The organism is Chitinophaga sp., assembly GCF_036566945.1.
In the GTDB taxonomy this organism is placed as follows: domain Bacteria; phylum Bacteroidota; class Bacteroidia; order Chitinophagales; family Chitinophagaceae; genus Chitinophaga.
The window spans coordinates 1-4,682 of sequence record NZ_DATCVJ010000850.1; the positions used below are offsets into that span (position 1 = coordinate 1).

General features: G+C 45.5%; 4 protein-coding genes. 1 reads left to right on the forward strand and 3 read right to left on the reverse strand.

All coding sequences use genetic code 11. The annotated features are described in order from the left end of the window. On the forward strand, nt 1-434 hold a 434-nt coding region (locus tag VIP81_RS25610; RefSeq protein ID WP_331967947.1), incomplete at its 5' end, for a hypothetical protein. A 73-nt stretch (nt 435-507) separates the two neighbouring features. Here VIP81_RS25610 and VIP81_RS25615 read toward each other — a convergent pair. The 3 genes from VIP81_RS25615 to VIP81_RS25625 all read right to left on the reverse strand — a co-directional run. Then, nucleotides 508-1,440, reverse strand: coding sequence for a M28 family peptidase (locus VIP81_RS25615; protein WP_331967951.1), 933 nt, complete (start codon nt 1,438-1,440; stop codon nt 508-510). 44 nt (nt 1,441-1,484) lie between these two features. Next, on the reverse strand, nt 1,485-3,617 hold the full coding sequence (feoB, locus tag VIP81_RS25620; protein ID WP_331967954.1) for a ferrous iron transport protein B: 2,133 nt from the start codon (nt 3,615-3,617) through the stop codon (nt 1,485-1,487). Between the two features lie 175 nt (nt 3,618-3,792). After that, nucleotides 3,793-4,682, reverse strand: an 890-nt coding sequence (locus VIP81_RS25625; RefSeq protein ID WP_331967956.1) for a hypothetical protein, incomplete at its 5' end; no start/stop codon positions are given.

The window sequence follows — 4,682 nt, forward strand, 5'->3', positions numbered from 1 at the left end:
TGGACCTGACCAGGGTAAACTTCCTGGTAACCAGGAATACGGTATCCGCCAGTGAGCTCCTGTATAATGTACTGAAACCAGCTATGACGACGACTCTCGTGGGTGACAGCACTTATGGCAAACCCGTTGGATTTATCAATATTTCGTTTGGCAAGTATGATATGTATGCCGTGAATTTCCAGACTAAAAATGCTGCCGGAGAAGGAGATTATTTCAGCGGATTAGCACCGCAGGTAAAGGCAGATGATGACTATACCACCGACTGGGGAAACCTGAACGATCCGTTGCTACGCGCTTCGCTGATAAATATGGGGGTCCCTGCAGGATCACTGGGACGTTCTGCCAAAGTGGAAGGAAACAGACTGGCCCGTACATCGGCCAACAGACTGGATGCGACTCACTTTAAAGGCATGATTCAAACATTCAAAAAATAGGCATTGTTTACGGATGCAGGAGTTTCATTTTGTATAACTTCTACCGAAAAAAACACCTGCATCCGTAACGCCACTACATTGTTTTTGCTCCACTGAATCTATTCTCCGGCATATTGCTATCCATCGTTTTCACCACATCTAAGATCGTTTGCACTGCCCGGTAATAGAAAGAATGGTTTATCCTGGTATACTCGTCCGATACATGGTGGTAATCAGGATGATCTTCTACACCAAAGTACAGGAAGGGAATTTTTTGTTTAAAGAATTCATTCTGATCACTTTGTTTGGTCCAGTCGTCGGCGCCACTTTCCGGCCGGTCGTGACCGGCAATCAGGTGAACACTGCTACTGGCAGCTACTTCGTCAATATATTTCCTGGCATCCGGGAACTGAAAAGTACCACATACATACAATTCATTTTTGTCGTTGTGGGCAATCATATCCATGTTAATATTCTGACGAATCTGCGTGAGTGGTACCGGAGGTTGTGTTACAAAAGCCTTCGCCCCCTGTAATCCTTCTTCTTCCCCATCCAGCGCAGCAAAAATGAGGGTATAGCGGGGAGGATGTTTTTTAAAGTAGGCGGCCATGGCCAGCAATCCGCCTACGCCGGAAGCATTGTCGTCTGCCCCGTTATAAACGGAGTCGGCGCCGTTGCCGCTGCCTCTTATGCCCAGGTGATCATAGTGTGCAGAAATCACTATTACCGTGCTTAGTTTACCTGGAATATAGCCGTACAGGTTAGTACCCATTATCTTCTTATCTCCTTCCTGAAAATAAAATGGATATTCGTACGTATCGTGATAAGTAGCGAGCCCTATTTTTTTAAAGCGGTCGAGGATATAAAACTGTGCCATACGGCTTCCGCGGGAACCTGCTTTACGGCCTTCAAACTTGTCTGCCGAAAGGGTACGTATATCCTTCATGAGTTGGGAAGAATCTACGGCCGTTTGTGCCATTAGAGGGAGCGCAAATAACAGGCAAAAGCTGTAACAAAGCAATTTCATAAACAATGCATTTACGATGAACTATAAATGCAATGTACAAGATATTATTTGAAGATATTAAAGATGATGAAACTGCAAACATAGGCCAGTGCAGTCATGTACACCAGCTGTATTACCGGGTATTTCCAGGATTTTGTTTCCCGTTTCACAATCGCCATCGTACTCATACACTGCATGGCAAATGCATAGAAAAGCATTAATGACAATCCGGAAGCCAGCGTATATACCGGTGCTCCATCGGGCCATGTGGCGGACGATAATTTTTCGCGCAGGGTGGCATTGTTATTCTCGGGATCTTCTCCTACACTGTAAAGGGTAGCCATAGTGCCTACAAATACTTCACGGGCAGCGAAAGAAGTGATCAGTGCAATCCCTATTTTCCAGTCGAACCCCAAGGGACGGATAGCTGGTTCAATGGTATGCCCCAGTACTCCTGCATAGGAATTCGATAACTTTTCCGACTGAAATTCTTTATTCAATATCGCGGCTTCTTTAGACGCGGGGTCTACCTTCGCCAATAGCGGTTCATATTTTTCGTGTATCGGCTGCATTCTGCTGGCAGGGCCGTAGGAGGCCAGGAACCATAAGATCACAGATATCACCACAATGACCTTACCGGCATCTTTCACAAATATCTTTGCTTTTTCTACCATGGTAGTACCTACGTTAGCCCAACGCGGTGAGCGGTACACCGGCAACTCCATGATGAAATAACTTTTCTCTTTAATGCGCACAAACAATTTCATGATGGCGGCAATAAAGATAGCCATGAAGAAGCCCAACAGATAGAGTCCCATCATGACCAGCCCTTGTAAACCGAGAATACCAAAACGTTTGTCCGGAATTACCAGGGCAATCATCATGGTGTAAATAGGCAACCTGGCAGAACAGCTCATCAAAGGTGTTACCATGATGGTGATGAGTCTTTCTTTTTTATTTTCAATCGTACGGGTAGCCATAATAGCCGGCACCGCACATGCTACTCCACTGATCAAAGGCATTACTGACTTTCCGTTCAGTCCTACCTGCCGCATTAAGCGATCTGTTAAAAAGCTGATACGGGCCATGTAGCCGGTATCTTCAAGAATGGTGATCAGCCCAAACAAGATCATAATCTGGGGAATAAATACGGCAAAACCGCTAATACCCGCCAGTATTCCATTTATGAAGAAGTCGGTGACTTTATTATCGGGCAATACACTACTTAACCAACCACTCAGCGCTCCAAATCCGCCTTCAATCCAGTCCATCGGATAGGAGGCCAGCCAGAAAATGCTTTGGAACAGGAGGAACATCACCATCAGCAAAATGGCGTATCCCCAGAAACGATGCAGAAGGAGGTCATCAATTTTTTCCGAACGCAATTGTTTTTGCAGCGGATCATTTTCCACTACCGTTGCTTTCATGATATGCTTGATGCGGGCATACCGCTGCATGATTTCTTCTGCCTGTATCTTGGTTTTATTGAACTGATGTGCCTGCAGGCCGTTTTTGATGGCCTGTTTCTGAGTACTATTGATAAACGACAGATCGTCCACGTTAACGGCTATATGTAAAGCCCCGTAATCGCTTTTGCAGGCTGGCACTGCCTTTCTCACGTCATCGATCACTTCTTTGGCCAGCGCGTTGCTATTGATAAAGTCTCTTGGAGGTGTTTTGTATTGTGACCGTATGGCCAGATCAATTACTTTCTTTATTTCTGTAACCCCTTTATTTTTACGGGGATTGATGGCCACCACCGGTACGCCTAATTCCCGTTCCAACCCGTCCAGGTCTATTTCCACCCCTTTTTTGCGTGCAATGTCCATCATGGTCAGACCAATGATAACAGGGATTTTCAGATCAATGATCTGGGAGCAGAAGAGGAGGTTACGTTTCAGGTTAGAGGCATCTGCCACGATAATCACCAGGCGGGGACTATCGCTATTATCCTGATTAATCAGCACATCATAGGTCACATATTCATCTGCACTCTTAGGGTACAGGCTGTAGGTACCGGGCAGATCAATAATATTGGCGCTAACGCCAGGTACTATCTGAGCTGTTCCGGTTTTCTTATCTACCGTTACTCCCGGAAAATTACCCACCTTCTGGTTTAACCCGGTGAGCGCATTAAAAAGGGAACTTTTACCACTATTCGGATTTCCTACCAGCGCGATGTTTATGGGAGCCTGCATTCCTTATCTTATCCTATTATTTAATATTATGCTGAATAGGCAAAGTTAAACATTAATCATAGGGATGAATGATCCGATCGGGAAAATCTCGGAATAGGATATGTTAAAAAAAAGTGAAGTGAAAACATGGCGGCGTTTTCACTTCACTCGATTTATAATTAAGCGGTTAGGCTGGTTAGCTGTTGTATCTGTTTACCATCAGGAATTCCAGGAAAGAAACGCCTCCATCTAATGCGGGTGTTTCTTTTACGGCTTTGATGGCATTTTGGGCGGATGGACCTTTATAACGATATCCTTCTGTAGCAGCTGAATCTGTGTTTTCCTTCTGCGGGGCAGGCTTATGTTCATTGAGATCATTCGTGCCGTCAGGAGTCATTTTCAGGTTCAGGGGGCCTGGCTGATCATTGTCATAATCATCGTTGTCCCAATTGTCATCGTCATGACTGTAGCGGCTGAAAGAATAGTTGCGATATACTTCGCGGTCTACTTCTATATTCTTGCCTACCGGTACTTTTATGGTTACAGTCACCCTTTGTCCGCGGTATTTTGAATGCGGCGACAGGGAGAAGCCTTCGGGCAGGTACAGGATAGAATCCTTCTGATTCAGGTGGAAAGCGATATCATGTGCCAGTTCTTTGGCTTGTTGTACTGTGCGACCTCTTGAAAAGCGGGTTACTTCCACATCGAAGCTGTCGGTGAGACTTTTTTCGATTTTTATGCGAACGTAGTTAATCAGGACGGTATCGTCAGCTACCAGTAAATGATCGTCAAAGAAGCCGAAATGCACATCATCGTCGCCATCTGTCAGGATACCACCGGGAGCTTTTCTCAGGACCAGTTTTCCCTGGGAGGGCTGTTGAATGGCTATTGATTCTGTTTCACTGGCGGGTCTTCTGAAATCTTTCACCACAGAAGAAATCACCACAGCAGCAAACGCCAGTCCCAGTAACCACAGGAAGGTTAAGGTATAGCCGGCATAGCGGTTGGTTTCTTTTACACCAGTGAGTTTACGGATGATAAATATTACCAGCGCAACGATGGGGATACCAATCAGTAAGCCGATAG

Bases quoted from the DNA above. Each gene is read 5' to 3' on its own strand.
- VIP81_RS25615 (WP_331967951.1), bottom strand. From the start codon at position 1,440: ATGAAATTGCTTTGTTACAGCTTTTGCCTGTTATTTGCGCTCCCTCTA.
- feoB (WP_331967954.1), bottom strand. From the start codon at position 3,617: ATGCAGGCTCCCATAAACATCGCGCTGGTAGGAAATCCGAATAGTGGT.